This is a genomic window from Aquabacterium sp. A7-Y, assembly GCF_026153205.1.
GTDB lineage: Bacteria > Pseudomonadota > Gammaproteobacteria > Burkholderiales > Burkholderiaceae_C > Caldimonas.
On the sequence record NZ_JAPFBW010000032.1, the window covers coordinates 49874 to 72060 of the forward strand.

Here is a 22187-nt window from a genome sequence, read left to right on the forward strand (position 1 = left end):
GGGCTACTCCACGTGCGAGATCAGCACGCCCGGCGCTGCCCGGCCGCCGGCCTCGGCCGCGCCCCCCGTCCCCAGTCGCGGCATGCTGGCGCCCGGCTCGCGCCGCACCGCGACCCCGACCGACACCATGTCCACCACCAGCAGGTGCAGGATGCGCGAGATCATCGAGATGAAGGTCGAGCTGTCCTCGCCGTGGTCCACCGGGATGCAGATGCTCGCCTTGCGCGCCAGCGGTGACTTGCTGGAGGTGATGCAGATTACCGCCGCGCCGCGCTCCTGCGCGATGCCGGCGGCGCGCACCAGCTCCGGCGGCTGGCCCGAGCTGGAGATGAACACGGCCACGTCCTGCGGCCCCAGCAGCTCGGCCGACAGGGTCTGCATCGACGCGTCGGTGTGTGCCACCGAAGGGATGCGGAAGCGGAACAGCTTGTGCTGCGCGTCGATCGCCACCACGCTCGAGTTGCCCATCGCGTAGAACTCGACGCGCTTGGCGTCGCGCAGCACCCCGATGGCGCGGTCCACCGCGTCGACGTTGAGCGACTCGCGGAACTGCACGATGGCCGAGATGGTGTTGTCCAGCACCTTGGCGCACAGGTCGGGTGTGGCGTCCTGGCGACGCACCTGGGTGCGCTGCACCGGGATGTGGCCGGTCAGGCCCGAGGCCAGCTTGAGCTTGAAGTCGGCCAGGCCCTGGAAACCCAGCGAACGGCAGAAGCGGATCACGGTGGGCTGGCTCACCTCGGCCATCTGGGCGATCACTGCAATGGCATCGTTGAGCACGGTGCGCGGGTTCTCCAGCACGAAGTCGGCCACGCGCCGCTCCGCCGGCGACAGGGTGTTGCGCGCCTGGCGCACCCGCTCCATCAGCGGGTTGCCGCCCTCGTGGGCCGGCACGTGGTCGGCCAGCAGCGAGGAGACGCCGTGGAAGACCGAGTTCTCGGCGGTCAGCACATAAGTCGGAATGCGCGCGACATAGCCCGAGAAACGCCCCTTGGCTTCGAAACGCTCGCGGAAGCCCGAGCCGAGGAAGGTGCCGCCCAGCCGCGGCACGATGCCGCCGCCGATGTAGATGCCGCCGGTGGCCCCCAGGGTCAAGGCCAGGTTGGATGCCATCGTGCCCAGCATGTTGCAGAAGCAGTCCACCGCCTGCATGCACCAGGGGCAGAGCTTCTGGATCGCGCGCTGCACGATGTCGGCGGTGCCGAGCTCGCCGGTGACGCCCGCTTCACCCTCGGTCAGGGCCTGGTAGATGATCTCCAGCCCCGGGCCCGAGACCAGCCGCTCCGCCGAGACGTGCGGCATCTTGCGCCAGGCGTAGCTCAGCACCTTCAGCTCGCGCTCGTCGGCCGGCGAGAAGCTGACGTGGCCACCCTCGGTGGCCAGCGTGGTCCAGCGGTCCCCGGTGGGCACCAGGCCCGAGACGCCCAGGCCGGTGCCCGGTCCCAGCAGCCCGATCACGCCGTTGGCCTGCGGCTCGCCGCCGCCAACCTGCTCGCGGCCCTCGGCACCCACCTTGGGCAGCGACATCGCCAGCGCGGTGAAGTTGTTGACCACCAGCAGCGTCGCCAGCCCCAGCGCGCGTTGCGCCTCCTCGATCGAGAAGGCCCAGTCCCGGTTGGTCATGCGCACCCAGTCGCCTTCGATCGGGTTGGCGATCGCCACCGCCGCGTGGCGCGGCCGGGTGGTGCCGGGCAGGGAGTCGAGATAGGCCTGCATCACGGCGATGAAGCCGGCATAGTCCGCGCAAGGCAGCACCGTGACGTAGTCGAAGCGGCCGCTCACCTGCTCCAGGCAGAAGCGGGCATAGGTGGCGCCGATGTCCGCCAGCAGGCGCGGCTCGGGGTAGGGCGTGTGGTAGCTCGCCATTTCACGCTCCGGCAGGACGCTGGGCAGCCCGTCCGGCGAGTTGGAAACCACGTTGGAAGATAGGTGCAGTGCAGGCATGGAAATCGCTCTCCATCCGCACTGTAGCGAAGTTTCGGGGGGCCCCCATGCTGCGCCGCCTCCTGCTCAGCGGCGAGGCAGGGATGCCGGCGAACGCTCCAGCAGGACCACCCGGCCCGCCTGGAGTTTCACCCGCCCGCCTTGCACCGTCACGGTTTGCCCGCTGTAGGCGTCGTGCAGCACCTCGCCCTCGGCGAAGCTCTTGCCGACCGGCAGATCGGCCCGACCGGGGACCGTCAACGCCGCCACCACCCGGTCGCCGCTCACGTCGTCGATACGACTGAACACATAAGGCTCGCTTTGCAACATCTGGTGGGCGCCCCGGGCAAGCGCCACGTGGCGGGCCCGGAAGCTGCCCAGGCGGCGCCAGTGATCGAGCACCGCGCGGTCCGGGTTGGCCCAGTTCATGTCCGAGCGGGTGGCCTGCTGCAGGTCGCTGCGCGGCGCCGGGCCGGGCGGCCGGGCGCTTTCGTCGCCGTAGTAGATCTGCACGCCGCCCGGCGCGAGCAGCAGGGCGGTGCCGGCTTCCAGGAGCCGGCGGCGGTCCAACAGCGCGGTGTCGTGCGAGGACACATAGGCCAGGTTGCTGAAGCCCGGCCGGCCGGCGTAGACCCGCGCGTACTCGGCGAACAGCGCTTCCGGCCGGCCGTAGCTGGCGCCGCGGTGCTGGAAATCGAAGTCGATCAGCGCATCGAAGCCGGCGTCGTGCAGCGCGCTGCGGCGCGGCCCGTGGCCCCAGTCTTCGCCCACCATCCAGAAGGGCGCGTCGTCGATCTTGCGTGTCGGGTGCTGGCGTTTCCAGTCGGCCAGCGCGCGGGTGGCGGCCTGCTTCAGCTCGGCCCATGCCTGCGGCTCGACGTGCTTGACCGTGTCGGCCCGGAAACCGTCGATGCCGTAGTCGCGCACCCACTGCGTCAACCAGTGGACCAGATAGCCTCGCACCGAGGTGCCGGGCAAGTCCACCGCCCGGGTGTCCGGCTTGTGGCGCAAAAAGGCCGGCAGCCGGACCGGCGCGGGGCTTTCGGTCCGGAAGTCGGGCAGGAATGCGACCTGCATCGTCAGATCGTCGCGCCCGCCGTCCTGGTAGCCGGACAGGCCGGCGCGCACCCAGTCGCCCCCCCACCAGCCGGAGAAGGCCTCGCTGTTGTAGTCGATGTAGCTGTGGTAGTCGCGCAGCGTGGCCTTCTCCGAGCCCGGCCAGACCACCTTCGGAACCAGCTCGCGGGCGGTCTGCAGGTCCAGGTAGCCGGGGTGGTTCATCACCACGTCGAAGAGCACCCGGATGCCCTGCGTGTGCGCCTCGTCCACCATCTCGCGCAATTCCTCGGGCGTGCCCATGTTGCGGTCGAGCACGCTGTAGTCGAGGGCGTAGTAGCCGTGGTAGCCGTAGTGCTTGAAGGCCTTGTCGCCGCCCACCACCCAGCCACGGATCTGCTCGTAGGGCGCGGTGATCCACAGGGCGTTGACACCCAGCTGGCGGAAGTAGCCTTCGCGCAGCTTGAGGGTCAGGCCCTTGAGGTCGCCGCCGTGGAAGGTGCCGATCTCCTGCTCGCCGTCCTTCTGGCGCCCGTAGGCGTGGTCGTTGGACGGATTGCCGTTGAAAAACCGGTCGGTGACGACGAAGTAGACGATGGGGTTGTCCGCGAAGCTGCCGGGCACCGGGCCGGCCGCGGCGGCAGGCGAGGGCAGCGGCGCGGGGGTCGCCGGCGCGCCTGGCGTGGCCGCGCAGCCGGCGAGCAGTGCGCCGCAGGCGAGGGACAGGGCCAGGCGTCGGATCAGGCGAGGCAGGAGCTGGGGCATACGAGGGTCCGGGCGGCGGCCGGGCGCCGCAGGGCACCCGGGGGAGGGGTCACGGAAGGGGTGTGCAGCAGGCGGGCAGCAGGGGCTCAGCCCTTGATGCCCCCAGCCGTCAGCCCGGAGACCATCCATTTCTGGGCCAGGATGAAAACGGCGGTGATCGGCAGCCCGGAGAGGATGGCCGCTGCCGCGAAGTCGCCCCAGAGGAAACGCTGCTCGTAGAGGAACAGCCGCGAGCCGACCGCCAGGGTCAGGTTGCGCTCCTCGCTGAGCAGCACCGAGGCCACCGGGTACTCGATGATGGCGCCGATGAAGGCGAGCAGGAAAACCACCATCAGGATGGGCAGCGCCATCGGCAGCAGCACCAGCCGGAAAGCCTGGAAGGGCGAGGCACCGTCGACCTTGGCGGCTTCCTCGATCTCGGCCGGGATGGTGTCGAAGTAGCCCTTGATGGTCCAGACATGCAGCCCGATGCCGCCGGCATAGGCGAGCAGCAGCGAGGCATGGCTGTCGATGCCGAATATCGGGAAGACGTTGCCGATGCGGTCGAAGATCGCATAGATGGCGACCAGCGCCAGCACCGCCGGGAACATCTGGATCAGCATCAGCGCCGACAGCGCCTGCGGCTTGCCACGGAACTTCATGCGGGCGAAAGCGTAGGCGGCGGTGGTCGACAGCAGCACCATCAGGATGGCCGAGAGCGTCGCCACCTTGACCGAGTTCCACAGCCACAGCAGCACCGGGAAGGGCGGCTGCACCAGCCTGCCGTCCTCGCCGACGTAGGAGATGCCGAGCGCGAGCTTCCAGTGCTCCAGGCTGATCTGGTCGGGGATCAGGCTGCCGGCGGCGAAGTTGCCGGGCCGCAGCGAGATCGACAGGATCATCAGGAAGGGAAAGATCACGAGGCACACCAGGGTGATCATGAAGGCGTGGGCGGCGACCACCCGCCAGCGGTGCGACTTGTCGAGAACGATGGCCATCTTGTTGACTCCCCGACGCGCTGCTCAGCGCGCCTCTTCCTTGGTGATGCGGGTGGCGCGCAGGTTGACCCAGGACAGCAGGGCCACCATGGCGAACACCACGGTCGAGATCGCGGCGGCCAGGCCGAAGTTCTGGCCCGAGTCCTCGAAGGCGATGCGGTAGGTGTAGGACACCAGGATGTCGGTGGTGCCGGCCGGCACCTGGGTGTCCAGGAAGTCCGGGCGCCCGTTGGTCAGCAGGCTGATCAACACGAAGTTGTTGAAGTTGAAGGCGAAGGCGGCGATCAGGAGCGGCGTGAGCGGCTTGAGCACCAGCGGCATCGTGATGCGGAAGAAGTTGGTCAAGGGACCGGCGCCGGCCACCGCGGAGGCCTCGTAGAGGTCGGCCGGGATGGCCTTGATCAGGCCCATGGTGACGACCATCATGTACGGGTAGCCCAGCCAGGTGTTGACGGTCAGGATCATCACCTTGGCGAGGAAGGGATCCGAGAACCAGGCCGGCTTGATGCCGAACAGGGCGTCCAGGATCAGGTTGATCTCGCCGAAGTTGTTGTTGAACAGCCCCTTGAAGACCAGGATGGAGATGAAACCCGGCACCGCATAGGGCAGGAACAGCAGGGTCTGGTAGACGCCCTTGAAGCGCAAGGCCTCCCAGCTCAACAGCACCGCCAGCAGCACGCCCAGCCCGGTGGCGAACACGACGGTGAGGCCGGCGAAGGCGACGGTCCAGCCGAAGATGCGCAGGAAGGGCTGGCGGAAGGCCTGGTCGGTGAAGATCTGCCTGAAGTGCGCCAGGCCGATGTTGACCTGGAAGCCGGGCGACAGGTTCTGGCCGCTGTCGGTCTGGTAGAAGCCGACCTCGTGGTTGGGGCGGATCACCTCGCCGGTCTGCTGGTTCACCAGCGAGCCGTCGGGCTGGGGCTTGTAGAGCTGGGTCACCGGGCCGAACTGGCGCAGGCCGGTCATGCGCACCTGGCTGCCGTCGGGCAGGTCCACGGTGAGCTTCTTGAGGGCGGGCTGCAGGCGGATCAGCTCCTTGAGCTGGACCGGCTCGCCCGCCGGGGCTGTGGCGTCGGCGGCGACGGGGCCGGCCTCGACGTGTTTGGAGTCGGCCTTCGCGCCGTTGCCGGGTGTGGCCGGCGCTTCCAGGTCGAGGGCTTCGCTCAGGAACACCTGTTCGCCGTCGTTCTCGGTCAGGCGCGCGCGGTAGCCCTTGCCCTGCTGCAGCAAGGTGAAGGTGTAGGTCTTGCCTTCGGCCTCGTAGGTCTCGTCGAGGAAATAGGCGGTGGCGCGCTCGAACTTGAGCAGGTTGTTGGTGCTGTAGTTCGTGAAGCCGATCGTCACCGTGTAGAGGATGGGCAGCACGACGAAGATCGCGACCGCGGCGATCCCGGGGAAGAGGTAGCGGTAGGCGTACAGGCGCTGCGAGCTGTAGATCCAGGCGGCCAGGGCGACCACCAGCAGGATGGCGCCGGCCAGCAGGAACTCGCCTGCGGCATAGACGATGGTGACGACATAGAGCGCCGCCAGGGCCAGGGCGGCGCCGACGGCCGGCCCGGCCCACTGCTTGAAGCCTGAAGAGGGATTCATCTCGATGAAGATCACGACGCTGGCCTGGGATCCGCCCTGCGCCTCGCCAAGGGCGCAGCCCGGCACCAGCACCGGGCTGCGTGTTTGCTTGCTACCGAACGATCACTTCGCGCTGATGCGCTTGGCGGCCGCGTCCAGGGCTTCCTTGGGCGACTGGCGGCCTTCGGTGATGTTCTGCAGCGCCGAATTCATCGACGCCCAGAAGCGGCCCATCTCGGTGTTGTTGGGCATCGGCGCGCCCGCTTGCGCGCTGGCCATGGTTGCCTGGATGTGCGGGTTGCTCTTGAGCTCGGCATAGAAGGTCTTGCTCGCCGGCGTGCCCAGCGCCACGTCCGCGTCGATGGTCTTGAGGCCCTTGACCGTCAGCATGTGGTTCTCGATGAACTCCACCGCAATGTCGCGGTTCGGCGAAGCCTTGGAGATCATCGCGCCCAGCACCCCGACGAAGGGCGCGGCGGGCTTGCCGGCGACGCTCGGGATCCTGGTGACGCCGAAGTTGATCTTGGACTTCTTCAGGTTGTCCCAGGCCCAGGGGCCGCTGATCATCATCGCGACCTTGCCCTGGTTCACGCCGGCTTCCATGTCCGAGTAGCTCGCGCCCTTGGGCATCACGCCGTCCTTGACCATCCTGGCCAGCAGCTCGGCGCCTTTGACGGCGCCCGCGTTGTTGACGCCGGTGTCGGCCGCGTCATAGCTGCCGTCGGCCTTGGCCTTGAAGGGATAGGCGCCGTTGGCGGCCAGCAGCGGCCAGCTGAAGTAGGCGTTGTTGTAGTCCCACAGGATGGCCTTCTTGCCTTGCGCGGCCAGCTTCTTGTCCAGCGCGATGACCTCGTCGAAGCTCTTGGGCGGGTTGGGCACCAGGTCCTTGTTGTAGATCAGCGAGACGGCTTCCAGCGCCAGCGGGTAGCCCCAGGTGCGGCCGCCCACCGTGAAGGCCTTCCAGGCCAGCGGGTCGATGTCGCCCTGCACCTTCTTGCCCGGGGTGACCGGCTGCAGCAGGCCGCCGGCGATCCACTCGCCCACCCGGTCGTGCGGCCAGATCCAGATGTCCGGGCCCTTGCCGGCGGCGGCGGCCTGCTGGAACTTGTTGGGCGCGTCCTCGGGATGCTCGACGACCACCTGCACGCCGGTCGCCTTGGTGAACTCCTCGCCGACCTTCGCCAGTCCGTTGTAGCCCTTGTCGCCGTTGATCCAGATCAGCAGCTTGCCAGCTTCAGCCGCCGATGCGGTGCCCGCGAAACCTGCCGCCAGCGCCAGGCCGACGGCGGCAGCCACCAGCCGGATTCGTTGACGTTGAATGCTCATAGCGTTGCTCCTATTGATATTGCCTTGTTGGCGCTGATGAAAGTCGGATCGATCGACTCGGTGGGAGAGGCGGGCCTGCTCAGGACACTGCGCGCGGCAGCGCCGCGCCCTGGGCGTCGAACAGGAAGCAGCGTTGCGGCACCAGGCCCAGGTGGGCCATGTCGCCGGTGGTCAGCGGGTTCTCCGGATCGGCACGCACGACCACCGGGCCCTGCGCGCCCGCCACGTTGACGTACAGGTAGGTGGTGTCGCCGAGGTGTTCGGCCAGCTGGACCTGTCCGCGCAGCTCGTTGGCGGTGGCGGCGGTGGCGGCCTGGAGGTGCTCGGGCCGCGCGCCCAGCGTCACCTCGGCGCCGGTGGTCAGCCGGGTGGCGTCGACCGCCACCGCGACCTCGCAGCCGTCCACCAGGCGCACCCGCGCCTCCCGGACACCGGCCGCGACGAGCGTGGCCGGGATGAAGTTCATCTTTGGCGAGCCGATGAAACCGGCGACAAACAGGTTGGCCGGCTGGTGATACAGCTCCATCGGCGTGCCGACCTGCTCGATGCGGCCCGCGTTGAACACCACGATGCGGTGGGCCAGGGTCATCGCTTCAACCTGATCGTGCGTGACGTAGACCATGGTGGACTCGAGCTCGCGGTGCAGGCGCGCCAGCTCGACCCGCATCTGCACGCGCAGCGCCGCGTCGAGATTGGACAGCGGTTCGTCGAACAGGAACACGCCCGGCTTGCGCACGATGGCCCGGCCGATCGCGACCCGCTGGCGCTGCCCGCCCGACAGCGCCTTGGGCTTGCGCTCCAGCAGGTGCTCGATCTGCAGGATCTGCGCGGCGCGCTGCACCGCGGCCTGCTGCTCCTGCTTGCCATAGCCGGCCAGACGCAGGCCGAAGGCCATGTTCTCGGCCACTGTCATGTGCGGGTAGAGCGCATAGCTCTGGAACACCATCGCGATGCCGCGTTTGGCCGGTGGCACCTCGTTGACCCGCTCGCCGCCGATGTAGAGCTCGCCCGACGTGATTTCCTCCAGCCCGGCGATGCAGCGCAGCAGGGTGGACTTGCCGCACCCCGAAGGGCCGACGAACACGACGAACTCGCCGTCCTGGATCTCGAGGTCGATGCCGTGCAGGGTCTGGACATCGCCATAGGACTTGCGCAGGGCCTTCAGTTGCAGGTTTGCCATCGAAGCTGTGGTGGTGAAGGAGATCAGGAACGGCGGGGGGCGGCGCTGGCCTCGCCGAAATAGGCGCCATAGGCCGGCAAGGTGAAGCGGTGGCCGTCGCGCTGGCCGCACTGAAGCGCGTCGAAGCCGTGGCCGTCGAGCGCGCGGCTGGCTGGCGCGTCGGGCAGCTCCAGCGTCACGGCCTCCTTGCCGAGGTTGAACAGCGCCAGCAGCGGCTTGCCGCTGGCCGGGGTGCGGACCAGCGCCAGTACCGGCTCCGGCGTGTCAAGGAACACGATGTCGCCTTCGATCAGCGCCGGCTGGGTCTTGCGCCAGGCCAGGAAGCGGCGCGTGAAGTGCAGCGGCGAGGCCGGGTCGGCTTCGTTGACGTCGACCGCGCGCGCGGCATGCTCGGGCGGCACCGGCAGCCAGGGCTCGACGTCCTGCCCGCCGCTGAAGCCGGCGTGGGGCAGGTCGTGCTGCCACGGCATCGGCGTGCGGCAGCCATCGCGGCCCTTGAATTCGGGCCAGAAGGTGATGCCGTAGGGGTCCTGCAGCTTCTCGAAGGGGATGTCGGCTTCCGGCAGGCCCAGCTCGTCGCCCTGGTACCAGCAGGCGCTGCCGCGCAGCGACAGCAGCATCGCCAGCGCCACCTTGTTGTAGGCCGGCGTCGCGTCGGGGCCGCCCCAGCGGGTCAGCACCCGCGCCACGTCGTGGTTGCCGATGGACCAGCAGGGCCAGCCGCCGTCCATCGCAGCCTCCAGCTCCTCGACCTGGCTGCGGATGTAGGTGGCGGTGTTCTCGGCCGTCAGCAGGTTGAAGCTGTAGGCCATGTGCAGCTTGTTGCCGCTGGCCGTGTAGGCCGCCATGGTCGCCAGCGAGTTGTCGTCGCCGACCTCGCCGACGCTAGCGGCGTTGTACTCGTTGAGCAGCTCGCGCACCTTCTCGAGGAAGGCGATGTTCTCGAACTGGGTCTTGTCGTACTTGTGCGCCTGCATGCCGTACGGATTGGTGTCCTGCACGGTCTTGTTGTCGCGCCGGGCCGCGGGCGGGTTGTCGCGCAGCTGGCGATCGTGGAAGTGGAAGTTGCAGGCGTCGAAGCGGAAGCCGTCGACGCCTCGGTCCAGCCAGAAGCGGATGTCCGAGAGGATCTGCTCCTGCACTTCCTCGCAGTGGAAGTTGAGGTCCGGCTGGCTGGTCAGGAAGTTGTGCAGGTAGTACTGGCGACGTGTCGCATCCCACTGCCAGGCCGAGCCGCCGAACACGCTCAGCCAGTTGGTCGGCGGCGTGCCGTCGGCCTTGGGGTGGGCCCAGACATACCAGTCGGCCTTGGGGTTGCTGCGGCTCTTGCGGCTTTCCTTGAACCACGGATGCTGGTCGGAGGTGTGCGAGAGCACCTGGTCGATCACCACCTTGACGCCCAGCTCGTGGGCGCGGGCGATCAGGCGGTCGAAATCCGCCAGGCTGCCGAACATCGGGTCGACGTCGCGGTAGTCGGCGATGTCATAGCCGAAGTCCTTCATCGGCGAGCGGAAGAAGGGCGAGATCCAGATCGCGTCGACGCCCAGCCCCGCGATGTAGGGCAGCTTGTCGATGATGCCGGGCAGGTCGCCGATGCCGTCGCCGTTGCTGTCGGCGAAGCTGCGCGGGTAGATCTGGTAGATGACGCCGCCGCGCCACCAGGAGGGGCCGGCCGCGGGTTGGATGTTGGATGCCATGAGAGGACGCTCTTTGTTCGGGGTAGAGGAACCAGAGAAGCTCACTGGCATGCGCAGGTCGGCTGGAGCGTGCTGCGCATGGCGGTGAGGGCGGGGCAACCCGCCCCACGGTAGGGCAGGGCCCCCGGGGACGCCTCAGGGGCGACCCGGAGGGGCGCTGCTTACCACCAGGCTTCCACCTGGATGCCGTAGCTGAAGCCGCTGCCGCCCTTGTCGCCGTACACGCCTTCGAAGGGAAGCCTGTTTTCCTCATCGGCCTTCACATGAGCGTCGACCAACGCGTCGTTCCACTTGGCATACGTGGCAAAGGCGCGGAACACGGGGCGGGACCAGAAGCCGCGGCCGAGCGACAGTTGCGGGGCGATCGTGAACTTCGTGAGGTTGGCCGCCTTGTCGCCGCCGACCTTGGTGCGGTCGTGGCCGAGCTCGAAGGCCAGGCTGAAGTTGTCGCTGAAGTTGTACTGCGGACGTACCCCGATCGTGAACCAGGTCAGCTTCTCGCCGCCGTCTGGCTTGAAGCGCTGGTAGCCGACCACGCCTTGTCCGGACCAGTTCGAGCCCTGCGGGGCGATGAACAACTGCTCGATCAGACGGAACTCCTTGCCTTCCACATCGGCAGCGTCACGGCCGGTCGGATCGCCGCCCGCACCGGCGTCCTGGCCGTAGATGAAGGCCAGCTTGTTGTAGCCACCCAGAATGCCGGTCTGCATGTGCTGCAGGAACAGGGCCACGCCGTTCCCGGTGCCAACCAGAGTGGTCGATTCGTCCCGGTTCGTCCGGTACGGTTCGCCCGCGCTGTCACCATGCAGGACGACGAGTTCGGCCTCGAACTTGCCATTCGGGTTGACCGGGATGTCATAGACCCGCGCCGAGATGCGCCGCGTGTTCAGGCCATTGAGGGTGTCGCTCGCGGCCGTGTCGTCGCCTTTTTGGTGGTAGGCGAACGCGAGCTTGGTCGATTCGCCGATCGCGATGTCCTCGATACCACCACCCAGGCCGCTGTTGGTCCAGTAGTAGTAGTCGTTGATGTGCACGTCATGGCGGTTGTAGTAGCGCTTGCCGACCCACACCTTGGCGTTCTTCAGCGCGCCGTCGCCGAAGAAGCCGCCGCCTTCGAAGTAGTTCTGGCGGCTGGCGATGTCGTACTTGCCATCGTTGACGCTTTCGTAGGTGTTCGCCACGTTTTTCTCGACGGTGGCGATCATCACGTTGTACTTGGCCCAGGCGCCCGAGTCCTTCTTCCCGAACGGCAGGCCGAGTGCCAGTTCGCCGTAGGTCTCGCACTCGTTGCCGAGCCGGTATTTCGCACCGGCACTGGGCGCGCCGAAGCAGACCTGCTTGCTGCCCTCATCCGAGCTGCCGACGCCGGCACGGAAATAGCCGGTGAACTCAACGCCCTGCGCCTGTGCAGTGCCAAACGCACCAACTGCCGCTGCGGCGACCGCCAGCAGCTTGAATTGTCCTCTCATCGGGATACTCCTCTTTAGGTTCTAGCTTGGGAAGTGAGTGCCAGGGTCCGGCCTGCGGGCAGGCGCGAGCTCCAGCGGTTGGGGATCCGGTTCGCGGCGCCGGCACGGCGGGCCGCATCGAGAGAGGCCCCGCGCTCCAGCCGTCGCGGCGAGCAGCAGAGAAAAAAGGCGGGCGGCGCCCCGCAGGGCGCCGCCCCAACGCTCTCTTGAGAAAAGCAGGAGTGGCCGGGGAGGACGGTGAGGCCGCGTGCCTCGCGCCTTGCCGCTTCCGCCTCGACAGCCGGCCGCAGGGCCGATGTACCCCGCAGCCACAAGCGGCTCGCGGCGTCGGCGGAGGCACATCCGATCAGGCAGGGGCAGGGCGGCACGCGGTGTCTCCGAAGTTTGAAAACTGGTAGGGTGACTACAAGTCTTGCTGTAGTTTTATAACGCACGGAACTCTAGTAACGAAACTACGGCTCGTGAACGCGGGTAAACCCTGGAGATGCCTTGCCGAAATGCAGACTAAGAAGTGATGAAGTCCACACAAGTACTGGACAGTCGTTGCGGCCCTCACTACCATGCTTCTGTAGTTTGCCTACAGCTGGGCAAAGATTTTGTCGCTGGATGGCGTGGCCTGCCCACCTACTTTTTCTGGTGGGCCTGCGGGCCGGGCGTCCTTGCGTTCTTTCCGGTGAAGACAGGGATCGATGCAATCAACAAGAAGCTACCCACGCATGGTGGGAGACGTCGGCGGGACCAATGCGCGCTTCGCCTGGCTGGAGGCGCCTGACGCGCCGATGAGCGAGGTCGCGAGCTACGCGTGCGCCGAGTACCCGACGCTCCAGGACGCGATGGCGCACTACCTGCGGCAGCACGCCAAGCCCTCGCCCCGGTGGTGCGCGATCGGCATCGCCAACCCGGTGGTCGGCGACCAGGTCAAGATGACCAACCACCACTGGTCCTTCTCGATGTCCGAGGTGCAGCGCCAGCTGGGCATGGACCGGTTCCTGGTGATCAACGACTTCACGGCCCTCGCGCTCTCGCTGCCGGCACTCGCGCCGGCCGAACTGCGTCAGGTGGGCGGCGGCCGCCCGGTGGCCAAGGGCCCGCTGGGCCTGGTCGGCCCGGGCACCGGGCTGGGCGTTTCGGGCCTGTTGCCGGCCATGGCGGGCCACGGCGCGATCCCGATCAACGGTGAAGGCGGCCATGCAACGCTGGCACCGATGGACGATCGCGAAGAGGCGGTGATTCGCGTGCTGCGGGGCCGCTTCGGGCACGTGTCGGCCGAACGCGTGGTCTCGGGCCTCGGCCTGCTCAACCTTTACCAGGCGGTCTGCGACCTGGACGGCGTCGAGGCCCGGCCGCTGACCGCCGCCGACATCACCACGATGGCGGTCGCTGGTGGCGATGCGCAATGCACCGGCACCCTCGAGCTGTTCTGCAGCTTCCTGGGCAACGTCGCCGGCAACGTCGCGTTGACGCTCGGGGCGGTGGGCGGCCTGTACATCGGCGGCGGCATCGTGCCACGCCTGGGCGAGGCTTTTGAGCGCTCCCGGTTCCGTCAGCGTTTCGAGGAGAAGGGGCGCTTCCGAGCCTATCTTGAAGCCATCCCCACCTATGTGGTGCAGGCCCGCACGCCTGCCCTGATCGGCGCCGCGCGCGCCCTGGAAGAGCTGCCGTGAAGTGCGGCGCACGCGGGGCTGCCCGCCGGCCGTGGCAGACCCACAAGCTATAGAGAGGAGCACCATGCACCGACGCCGTACCCCCGCCGCCCTCGCTTGCGCAGCGGCGGCCGCTTTTGCCTTGTCCGCCCCGCCTGCCGCGGCCGGCGTGATGGACTTCCTGTTCGGCTCCAAGGCCCAACAAAACCCGTCCGACACGGGCGGCAAGGCTGGCCATTCCAAGCGCCGCATCTGGAGCATCGGCGAGTTCACCGCGGTCCGGCTCGAGCCGGCCGAGGCCGGCGCGCCGGCCAACCAACATCCGGCGGTCGTCACACCCGAGCAGCTCAGCCGCTGGCTGGGCGGGGTCAGCTTCAGCGCGGGTGAGCGCTCGGAAGCCTTGTTCCACCCGGACGAGCTGAAATACCTGGTCGAGCCGCTGTTCCATGCACTGAAAAACGCCGGCCCCGGCGACGACGTGCTGCTGCTGAGCACGTCCAAGCGCGACGGTGGCCTGCTGAGCGTCGGCTATGGCGTGACCGCGCGGCTGTTCGTGCAGGGCGGCGAGCTGCACCTGATCGTCAACGACACCCGGCTGGACTTCGTCAACGCCTACCGCGGCAGCCACATCGTGCCCGACTTCACCTTTGGCTCGCGCACCCGCCAGGGCGCGGCACAACTGAGCAGTGCGACCGGCGCCTCGCGGCGTGCCGACTGGGTGGCGTTCTCGTTGGCCGAGGCGGCAGCGCCCGCCCCGGCTCCCGCTGCGGCGGTGGCAGCGCCGGCGCGTCCGGCCGTGACCGCGGCGCCCGCGCCGTCGGTGGCTCCGGCTCCCGCTGCTGCAGCGCCCGCTGCGCCGGGGGTGCGCGACAACCGCTTTTTCGAAGAGCAGGAGCAGCGCCTGCGCACGCTCAAGCGCTTGCGCGAGCAGAACCTGATCAGCGAAGAGGAATTCCAGCAGAAGCGCCGCGAGATCCTGCAGACCCTGTAGGCGACCGCCAAGCCGGCTCTTCGGCATAAAAAAGACCCGCCTCGGCGGGTCTTTTTTCATCCGGGCGGGACGGCTCAGGCGGCGATCTCCACCGAGCCGCCCATCACCTGGCTGAAGCCGGCGTCGACATAGGTGATCTCGGCCGTCACGCCGGCCGCGAGGTCGGACAGCAGGAAGGCCGCGACGTTGCCGACGTCGTCGATCGTGACGTTGCGGCGCAGCGGTGCGTTTTCCTCGACAGCGCCGAGGATCTTGCCGAAGCCCTTGATGCCCGAGGCGGCCAAGGTCTTGATCGGCCCGGCCGAGATGCCGTTGACGCGGATGCCGCGCGGGCCCAGGCTGCAGGCCAGGTAGCGCACGCTGGCTTCCAGCGACGCCTTGGCCAGGCCCATCGTGTTGTAGTTCGGCACGCAGCGCTCGGAGCCCAGATAGGTGAGCGTCAGCAGCGCTGCCGTCGGATTCAGCATCGGGGCGGCCGCCTTGGCCATGGCCGGGAAGCTGTAGGCGGAGATGTCGTGCGCGATGCGGAAGGACTCGCGCGACAGCCCGTCGAGGAAGTCGCCGGCGATGGCCTCGCGTGGCGCGAAGCCGATGGCATGCACGAAACCGTCGAAGGTGGGCCATGTCTCGCGCAAGCCGGCGAACAGGGCTTCGATCTGCGCGTCGTCGCCGACGTCGCAGTCGAACACCAGCTCGGAGCCGAACTCACGGGCGAATTCGGTGATGCGCTCCTTGAAGCGCTCGCCGACATAGCTGAACGCCAGCTCCGCGCCTTCCCGGTGGCAGGCCTTGGCGATGCCGTAGGCGATCGAGCGATTGGACAACAGCCCGGTGATGAGAAGGCGTTTGCCGGCGAGAAAACCCATGGTGTCTCCAGAATGTCAACAATCCTGAATTTTGGCATGGCAGACTGCGCATCGGTTCCTCGGCAAGGCGGGGAGGAGGATGCCCCGGCAGGTTGGGGGCAGGCAAGCCACTGGAAAAAAGCGGGCCCAGGACTTGCTTGGCCTCTTGGGTCGGGGTACAATCCGACTTTCGCTAAGTCAGAGTCAGTGGGCGGAGTCATCCAGCCCATTTTTTTTGCTTGGGTCGCTTAAGTTTTATTCGGAGTTGAACACGGCAGTGGTGCAGCAGGTTGGGTGGCAGGCCTTGGTCGAAAGCACGGTGACGGGCTTGGGATACGAGCTCGTCGAGTGCGAACGCAGCGCAGGAGGTCTGCTGCGCGTTTACATCGATCGCGTGCCGAACGACCCGAACGGCGAATTCATCACGGTTGACGATTGCGAGAAGGTCACGCGTCAGCTCCAGTACCTGCTGGAGGTCGAGGGCGTGGCCTACGAGCGGCTCGAAGTGTCGTCGCCCGGGCTCGACCGCCCCTTGCGCAAGCTGGCCGACTACCAGCGTTTTGCCGGGCACGAAGTCGACATCACCTTGAAAGTGGCCTTCCAGAACCGCAAGAAGTACCGCGGCGTGCTGGAAGCCGAAGGCGATGGCTGGCGCATCGTGTTCAAGGACGGCAAGCAGGATCAGGCAATGAATTTTTCGCTGGACGAGGTGCGCGAGGCGCGTCTTGTGCCGGTGGTCGACTTCAAGGGTCGCCGCCGTGGCAAGGCGCAGGCTGCCGACGCATCGCCCGCGGCGAACGTACAAGAAGACGGAGGTCAGGAATCATGAACCGCGAACTGTTGATGCTGGTCGACGCGATTTCACGCGAGAAGAGCGTGGACCGCGAGGTGGTGTTCGGTGCCGTTGAAGCCGCGCTGGCCTCTGCCACCAAGAAGCTGTACGAAGGCGAAGTCGACGTCCGCGTGGCCATCGACCGCAACACCGGCGAATACGAGACCTTCCGTCGCTGGCACGTGGTGCCGGACGAGGCCGGCCTGCAGCTGCCCGACGCAGAGATCCTGCTTTTCGAAGCCAAGGAACAGATCGGCGACATCGAGGTCGACGACTACATCGAGGAGTCGGTGGAATCGGTGCCCATCGGCCGCATCGGCGCCCAAGCGGCCAAGCAGGTGATTCTGCAGAAGATCCGTGACGCCGAGCGCGAGCAGCTGCTCAACGACTTCCTGTCGCGCGGCGACAAGATTTTCGTCGGCACCGTCAAGCGCATGGACAAGGGTGACATGATCGTCGAGTCCGGTCGCGTCGAGGGCCGCCTGAAGCGCGGCGAGATGATCCCGAAGGAAAACCTGCGCACGGGCGACCGGGTGCGGGCGGTCATCGCCGAGGTCGACCCGACCGCACGTGGCCCGCAGATCATGCTGTCGCGCAGCGCGCCGGCCTTCATGGTCGAGCTGTTCCGCCAGGAAGTGCCGGAGATCGAGCAGGGGCTGCTGGAAATCAAGAGCTGCGCCCGCGATGCCGGCTCGCGCGCCAAGATCGCCGTGCTCTCGCACGACAAGCGGGTCGACCCGATCGGCACCTGCGTCGGCGTGCGCGGCTCGCGCGTCAATGCCGTGACCAACGAGCTGGCCGGCGAGCGCGTGGACATCGTGCTGTGGTCCGAGGACCCGGCGCAGTTCGTGATCGGCGCACTGGCGCCGGCCAACGTCGTGTCCATCGTCGTCGACGAGGAGCGCCACGCAATGGACGTCGTGGTCGACGAGGAGAACCTGGCGATCGCGATCGGCCGCGGCGGCCAGAACGTGCGCCTGGCGTCGGAACTGACCGGCTGGCGCATCAACATCATGACCGCCGAGGAATCCCAGGCCAAGCAGGCCGAGGAGAGCAACGCGATCCGTGCGCTGTTCGTCGACAAGCTCGATGTCGACGAGGAAGTGGCCGATATCCTGATCGAGGAAGGGTTCACCAGCCTGGAAGAGGTGGCCTACGTGCCGCTGCAGGAGATGCTGGAGATCGAATCCTTCGACGAGGACACCGTCAACGAGCTGCGCACCCGTGCCAAGGATGTGCTGCTGACGATGGAAATCGCAAAGGAAGAGAAGGTCGAGGAAGTGTCGCAGGACCTGCGCGATCTCGATGGGCTCACCGGCGAGCTGATCGGCAAGCTGGCCGACGCGGGGATCCATACCCGCGACGACCTCGCCGACCTGGCCGTGGACGAGCTGACCGAGATCACGGGGGTGGATGAAGCGCAGGCCAAGGGCCTGATCATGAAGGCCCGCGAACACTGGTTCACCGCCTGAGGCGAACCGTCGCACCGCCTGCCACCGCCACACCATCGCACCCGCTCTGCCCAAGGACACCAACAATGGCCGTTACCACAGTCGCACAGTTCGCCTCCGAGCTGAACCGCCCCGCGACGGCACTGCTTGACCAGCTGAAAGCCGCAGGGGTGGCGAAAGGTTCGCCGGAGGATTCCCTGACCGAGGCAGACAAGGAACGTCTGCTCGAGTACCTTCGCTCGTCGCACGGCACGGCTGGCAGCGAGCGCAAGAAGATCACCCTGACGCGCAAGTCGACCACCGAGATCAAGCAGGCCGACTCCTCGGGCAAGGCGCGCACCATCCAGGTGGAGGTGCGCAAGAAGCGTGTGTTCGTCAAGCGCGACGAGCCGACCGCTGCCCCCGAGGACAGCAGCGCCGTGGCCGCCGGCCCGAGCGCCGAGGAGATCGAACTCCAGCGCCGCGAGGAAGAAGCACGCCGCCAGGCCGAGCTGCTGCGGCGCCAGGAAGAAGAGCTGGCGGAGAAGCGCCGCCAGCGTGAAGAGGAAGAACGCCGCCAGCGCGAGGAAGCCGAAGCCCGTGCCCGGGAGGCCGCCGAGAAGGCGGCCGCCGAGGCCGAGGCCCGTGCAGCCGAGGCGGCCCGTGCAGCGGCGCAGGCCGCTGCCGTCGTCGGTGTCGCGACGGCCGCCGAGCCGCCGCCGCCCCCCGCGGCCGCGCCGGCCGTACCCCCTGCTGCACCGGCGGCGCCGGCGGAAACGCCCAGGCCCGGTGTGCGTGTCGTGAAGGCTGCCGAGGTGGAAGCCGAGGAGAAACAACGTTTGATGGATCTTGAGAAGCGCCGCAAGGCTGCTGAAGCCGAGGCGGCCGCGATCCGCGCGATGATGGCCGCGCCCCGCAAGGTGCTGACTGCGAAGAAGCCCGAGGAAGAAAAACCGAAGGTCGATCCGAGCAAGGAAGGCATCAAGGGCACCATACACAAGCCCAAGGCCGGCACGACGGCCGCCCCCGGCACGCCGGGCGCGGCGGCAGCGACGGCCGCGGCAGGGGCGGCCAAGCCGGGCGACAAGAAGTCCGTCAAGTCGGAGAAGCTGTCGTCCAGCTGGGCCGACGATGCCGCCAAGAAGCGTGCGCTGAAGACCCGCGGTGACGCCTCCGGCGGCGCGCGTCCGGGCTGGCGTGCGCCGGCCGGTGCACGCGGCGGCCGCCGCGGCGACCGGGGTGCCGGCGGCGGCACCGGTTTCGTGGCGCCGACCGAGGCCCAGGTCTACGAGGTGCACGTGCCCGAGACCATCAGCGTCGCCGACCTGGCCCACAAGATGTCGGTCAAGGCGTCCGAGGTCATCAAGCAGCTGATGAAGCTCGGCCAGATGGTCACCATCAACCAGCAGCTGGACCAGGAGACCGCGATGATCCTGGTCGAGGAGATGGGCCACAAGGCCTTCCCCGCCAAGCTGGACGACCCGGAAGCCTTCCTCGAGGAAGACGCCACCACGAGCGACAGCGAGCTGCTGCCGCGCGCCCCGGTGGTGACCGTGATGGGCCACGTCGACCACGGCAAGACCTCGCTGCTGGACTACATCCGCCGCAGCCGCGTCGCGGCCGGTGAGGCCGGTGGCATCACGCAGCACATCGGCGCCTACCACGTCGACACGCCGCGCGGCATGATCACCTTCCTCGACACCCCGGGTCACGAGGCCTTCACGGCCATGCGGGCCCGCGGCGCCAAGGCGACCGACATCGTCATCCTGGTGGTGGCTGCCGACGACGGCGTGATGCCGCAGACCAAGGAAGCGATCCACCACGCGAAGGCGGCCGGCGTGCCCATCGTCGTGGCGGTCAACAAGATCGACAAGGCCGAGGCCAATCTCGACCGCGTCAAGTCCGAGCTGGTGGCCGAGCAGGTCGTGCCCGAGGAATTCGGCGGCGACGCGCCGTTCTGCCCGGTGTCGGCCAAGACCGGCCAGGGTGTGGACGAGCTGCTCGAGAACGTGCTGCTGCAGGCCGAGGTGCTGGAGCTGATGGCCTCGAAGGACGCGCCGGCCAAGGGCCTGGTGATCGAAGCCCAGCTGGACAAGGGCCGCGGCCCGGTGGCCACGGTGCTGGTGCAGTCGGGCACGCTCAAGCGCGGCGACGTCGTGCTGGCGGGCTCCAGCTATGGCCGCGTGCGCGCCATGCTGGACGAGACCGGCAAGCCGACCACCGAGGCGGGCCCGTCCATCCCGGTGGAGATCCAGGGCCTGACCGAGGTGCCGCAGGCCGGTGACGAGTTCATGGTGCTGGCCGACGAGCGCCGGGCGCGCGAGATCGCGACCTTCCGCCAAGGCAAGTACCGCGACGTCAAGCTGGCCCGCCAGCAGGCCGCCAAGCTCGAGAACATGTTCGAGAACATGGGCCAGGCCGGCTCGCAGACCCTGGCGCTGATCATCAAGGCCGACGTCCAGGGTTCGCAGGAAGCACTCGCCGCCTCGCTGCTCAAGCTCTCCACCGACGAAGTCAAGGTGCAGATCGTGCACGCGGCAGTGGGCGGCATCAGCGAGAGCGACGTCAACCTGGCGATCGCCTCCAAGGCGGTCATCATCGGCTTCAACACGCGGGCCGACGCCGGCGCGCGCAAGCTGGCCGAAGGCAACGGCGTGGACCTGCGCTACTACAACATCATCTACGACGCGGTCGACGAGATCCGCGCCGCGATGTCGGGGATGCTGGCGCCGGAACAGAAGGAAGAGATCATCGGCCTGGCCGAGATCCGCCAGGTGTTCCGCTCGTCCAAGGTCGGCGCGATCGCCGGCTGCATGGTGCTCTCGGGCTACGTGCGCCGCAACGCCCGCCTGCGCCTGCTGCGCGACAACGTGGTGGTGTTCACCGGGGAGCTCGATTCGCTCAAGCGCTTCAAGGACGATGTCCGTGAAGTCAAAGAGGGCTTCGAGTGCGGCCTCAACATCAAGAACTACAACGACATTGCCGAAGGCGATCAGCTGGAGTTCTTCGAGATCAAGGAAGTGGCACGGACGCTGTAAGGCGGTTCTTCTTGCTCCTGCAAGCCCCGCCGGTCGCAAGACGGGCGGGGTTTGCGTTTAGGGAGCAGCCGCACCAGGAGTTTTTGCGATGCGACACAAGCGATCCATCCCCAACCGCAGCTACCGCGTGGCCGACCAGATCCAGCGCGACGTGGCCGAGCTGATCCGCGACCTGAAGGACCCGCGCATCGGCATGGTCACGATCAACGCCGTCGAGGTGACGCCCGACTACGCGCACGCGAAGGTCTTCTTCTCGCTGCTGGTGGGCAACCCCGACGAGACCGAGGCGGCGCTGAACGAGGCGGCCGGCTTCCTGCGCAACGGCCTGTTCAAGCGCCTGCAGATCCATACCGTGCCGACGCTGCACTTCAGCTTCGACCGCACCACCGAGCGCGCGGCCGACCTGAACGCCCTGATCAACCAGGCCAACGCCAACCGGGCCAAGGACTGAGAGCGCCGCCGTGCACGCCGAAGGTTTGGTCCCGTCCCTTGTCCGCCAGAAGGTGCCGCGCCGTGCCGTGCACGGCGTGCTGCTGCTCGACAAGCCGCTGGGCCTCAGCAGCAACGACGCGCTGCAGAAGGTCAAACGCCTGCTGCGCGCCGAGAAGGCCGGCCACACCGGCACGCTGGACCCGCTCGCGACCGGCTTGCTGCCGCTGTGCTTCGGCGCGGCCACCAAGTTCTCCCAGGTGAGCCTGGAGGCAGACAAGACCTACCGCGCCACGGTGCGGCTGGGCGTGCGCACCAGCACCGGCGATGCCGAAGGTGAAGTGCTGCAGGAGCGGCCGGTGGCGGTGACGCCGCAGCAGCTGCTGCAGGCCTGCATGCAGTTCATGGGACCCATCCAGCAGGTGCCGCCGATGCACTCGGCGCTCAAGCGCGACGGCAAGGCCTTGTACGAATACGCGCGCGCTGGCATCGAGGTGGAGCGTGAGCCGCGCACGGTCACCATCTTCAGCATCGAGGTGCTGAGCTGGCAGGGCGCGTCGATCGAGATCGAGGTGCGCTGCAGCAAGGGCACCTACATCCGCACCCTGGCCGAGGACATCGGCGAGGCGCTGGGCTGCGGAGCGCACCTCACCGCGCTGCGCCGCACCGGCAGCGGCCCGGTCGGGCTGGGCGATGCCTACACCCTGGCCCAGCTGGAGGCGATGAGCGAAGCCGAGCGCGACGCCTGTCTGCAGCCGGTCGATGCGCTGCTGGCCGACTGGCCGGTGCTGCGCCTCGAGGCGGAGGACGCGGGCCGTTTCCTGAGCGGCATGCGCCGCCGCACCGCACACGCCGACGCCGAGCGCCTGCGCGTCTACGGCCCGCAGCCGGCGGCCTTCCTGGGCAGCGGCAGCGTCAAGGCCGGTGAACTGATTTCAACGCGGTTGTTGAGCCCGCTGGAGGTCCAAGGCCTCCTGAACGCTCAAGCATCACAGTGACCCGCAGGTCGGGCACGTC

At 67.8% G+C, this 22187-nt stretch carries 16 protein-coding genes; 7 read left to right on the forward strand and 9 right to left on the reverse strand.

The window, feature by feature from the left end; genetic code table 11:
* Window positions 1–3: 3 nt before the first annotated feature.
* From OOT46_RS24220 to OOT46_RS24255, 8 genes are all read right to left on the reverse strand, one after another.
* A complete protein-coding gene (locus tag OOT46_RS24220; RefSeq protein ID WP_416136250.1) occupies window positions 4–1866 on the reverse strand; it encodes a glucokinase in 1863 nt (620 codons plus the stop codon).
* 144 nt (window positions 1867–2010) lie between these two features.
* Complete coding sequence (locus OOT46_RS24225; RefSeq protein ID WP_265406201.1) at window positions 2011–3744, reverse strand: alpha-amylase family glycosyl hydrolase; 1734 nt, start codon at window positions 3742–3744, stop codon at window positions 2011–2013.
* An 86-nt stretch (window positions 3745–3830) separates the two neighbouring features.
* Window positions 3831–4721: a maltose ABC transporter permease MalG gene (gene malG, locus OOT46_RS24230; protein ID WP_265406202.1), complete on the reverse strand. Its 891-nt coding sequence runs from the start codon at window positions 4719–4721 to the stop codon at window positions 3831–3833.
* 24 nt (window positions 4722–4745) lie between these two features.
* Window positions 4746–6377 carry a maltose ABC transporter permease MalF gene (gene malF / locus OOT46_RS24235; RefSeq protein ID WP_265406203.1) on the reverse strand — a complete coding sequence of 544 codons (1632 nt, stop codon included), beginning with the start codon at window positions 6375–6377 and terminating at the stop codon, window positions 4746–4748.
* Between the two features lie 36 nt (window positions 6378–6413).
* The gene (gene malE, locus OOT46_RS24240; RefSeq protein WP_265406204.1) at window positions 6414–7616 is read right to left on the reverse strand and encodes a maltose/maltodextrin ABC transporter substrate-binding protein MalE; all 1203 of its coding nucleotides are present in this window, start codon (window positions 7614–7616) and stop codon (window positions 6414–6416) included.
* A 79-nt stretch (window positions 7617–7695) separates the two neighbouring features.
* Complete coding sequence (locus OOT46_RS24245) at window positions 7696–8796, reverse strand: ABC transporter ATP-binding protein (RefSeq protein WP_265406205.1); 1101 nt, start codon at window positions 8794–8796, stop codon at window positions 7696–7698.
* Window positions 8797–8819: 23 nt separating this feature from the next.
* A complete protein-coding gene (locus tag OOT46_RS24250) occupies window positions 8820–10493 on the reverse strand; it encodes an alpha-glucosidase (protein ID WP_265406206.1) in 1674 nt (557 codons plus the stop codon).
* 161 nt (window positions 10494–10654) lie between these two features.
* Window positions 10655–11962: a maltoporin gene (locus OOT46_RS24255; protein ID WP_265406207.1), complete on the reverse strand. Its 1308-nt coding sequence runs from the start codon at window positions 11960–11962 to the stop codon at window positions 10655–10657.
* Between the two features lie 689 nt (window positions 11963–12651).
* Here OOT46_RS24255 and OOT46_RS24260 point away from each other — a divergent pair.
* Window positions 12652–13626 (forward strand): glucokinase, encoded by a 975-nt coding sequence (locus tag OOT46_RS24260; protein ID WP_265406208.1) that lies wholly within the window; start codon window positions 12652–12654, stop codon window positions 13624–13626.
* Between the two features lie 64 nt (window positions 13627–13690).
* Window positions 13691–14596, forward strand: a complete 906-nt coding sequence (locus OOT46_RS24265; protein WP_265406209.1) for an SHOCT domain-containing protein — start codon at window positions 13691–13693, stop codon at window positions 14594–14596.
* 74 nt (window positions 14597–14670) lie between these two features.
* Here the strand turns inward: OOT46_RS24265 and fabI are convergent, their stop codons facing one another.
* Entirely contained in the window at window positions 14671–15462 is a 792-nt protein-coding gene (gene fabI / locus OOT46_RS24270) for an enoyl-ACP reductase FabI (RefSeq protein WP_265406210.1), read from the reverse strand.
* Between the two features lie 244 nt (window positions 15463–15706).
* Here fabI and rimP point away from each other — a divergent pair, with 244 nt between their 5' ends.
* The 5 genes from rimP (at window position 15707) to truB (ending at window position 22168) form a co-directional block, all read left to right on the forward strand.
* Window positions 15707–16270: a ribosome maturation factor RimP gene (gene rimP, locus OOT46_RS24275; RefSeq protein WP_265406211.1), complete on the forward strand. Its 564-nt coding sequence runs from the start codon at window positions 15707–15709 to the stop codon at window positions 16268–16270.
* Window positions 16267–17745: a transcription termination factor NusA gene (gene nusA / locus OOT46_RS24280; protein WP_265406212.1), complete on the forward strand. Its 1479-nt coding sequence runs from the start codon at window positions 16267–16269 to the stop codon at window positions 17743–17745. The genes rimP and nusA overlap by 4 nt, the downstream gene beginning before the upstream one ends.
* A 65-nt stretch (window positions 17746–17810) precedes the next feature.
* Window positions 17811–20741 (forward strand): translation initiation factor IF-2, encoded by a 2931-nt coding sequence (infB, locus tag OOT46_RS24285; protein ID WP_265406213.1) that lies wholly within the window; start codon window positions 17811–17813, stop codon window positions 20739–20741.
* Between the two features lie 88 nt (window positions 20742–20829).
* Window positions 20830–21192, forward strand: a complete 363-nt coding sequence (gene rbfA, locus OOT46_RS24290; protein WP_265406214.1) for a 30S ribosome-binding factor RbfA — start codon at window positions 20830–20832, stop codon at window positions 21190–21192.
* A gap of 10 nt (window positions 21193–21202) precedes the next feature.
* Window positions 21203–22168, forward strand: a complete 966-nt coding sequence (gene truB, locus OOT46_RS24295) for a tRNA pseudouridine(55) synthase TruB (RefSeq protein ID WP_265406215.1) — start codon at window positions 21203–21205, stop codon at window positions 22166–22168.
* Window positions 22169–22187: the final 19 nt, after the last annotated feature.